The sequence below is a fragment of the Pseudomonas sp. 05N434 genome, from assembly GCF_056396965.1.
This window is the reverse complement of the sequence record NZ_JBFTMK010000901.1, coordinates 1-1,160: the sequence shown is the minus strand read 5'-3', so window position 1 is coordinate 1,160 and position 1,160 is coordinate 1. Positions and strand designations below refer to the sequence as shown.

Below are 1,160 nucleotides of genomic sequence, written 5' to 3'. Positions count from 1 at the left end.
GAGTGCGGGTTGATCGCCGAGCGTTCGAGTACGTTTTAACTTTCAGTCGTTGTTCTTACGCAATTCCCCACGAGCGTGCCATTACCGGCATTGAGTCAGGCTCGCGTCTGCGCACGCTCGGGTTTTGCTTAAGGTGATATTAAACAATTATCAAGTTGCTCAATAACGGACTGTTACAAGACAGATAAGGGATTCCCGCAGTTTCTCGGTAATTAGCTCTTCGAGCTGCCTGTGACCAAGTTGATTCGCGAGCTAAAAATCGCAACAAAAACAATAATAACTCATTGTGAGAAAACATCATGCGCTACCCTATTATTTCCCGCAACGTGCCCGCACATCACTCTCTGATCAGTCTGACTCTTGCGGTTTGCGCGGGTTCGTCAGCGGCTGTTCAAGCCGATCAAAATAGCGGTTTTGTCGATGGCGCTACCGCAACTCTCAATTTGCGCAACGCTTATATCAATCGCAACTTCATCAATCCTGCCTATCCCAACAGCGCCGCACCACAGAACAAAGCCGAGGAGTGGACACAGAGCTTCATCCTTGACGCWCGCTCTGGTTATACCGCTGGGCCGATAGGATTCGGTGTTGATGTATTGGGTCTTTATTCTCAAAAGCTTGATGGTGGCAAAGGCACCGGCGGTACCCAACTGTTGCCGATCCACGATGACGGCCGCCCCGCCGAAAACTTTGGGCGTCTGGGCGTGGCGCTGAAAGCCAAGCTGTCGAAGACTGAATTGAAGGTGGGTGAATGGATGCCCGTGTTGCCGATCCTGCGCTCTGACGATGGTCGTTCTCTGCCACAGACGTTTCGTGGCGGTCAGGTGACCTCCAACGAGATCGCCGGCCTGACACTCTATGGCGGCCAATTTCGCAGCAACAGCCCACGCAACGACGCGAGCATGGAAGACATGTTCATGAACGGCAAAGCCGCGTTCACCTCCGACCGCTTCAACTTCGGCGGCGGCGAATACACCTTCAACGACAAGCGCACCCAGGTCGGTCTGTGGTACGCCGAATTGACCGATATCTACCAGCAACAATACATCAACCTCACCCATAGCCAGCCCGTGGGCGACTGGATCCTGGGGGCTAATCTCGGTTTCTTCAACGGCAAGGAAGATGGCAGAGCCCTGGCTGGCGACCTCGACAACAAAACC

1 protein-coding gene is annotated in these 1,160 nt (G+C 53.6%); it reads left to right on the top strand.

What is annotated here, in order from left to right; all coding sequences use genetic code 11:
• Positions 1–299: 299 nt before the first annotated feature.
• Positions 300–1,160: OprD family outer membrane porin (locus AC1DLB_RS30560; RefSeq protein ID WP_477786349.1), on the top strand; the 861-nt coding region annotated here is incomplete at its 3' end.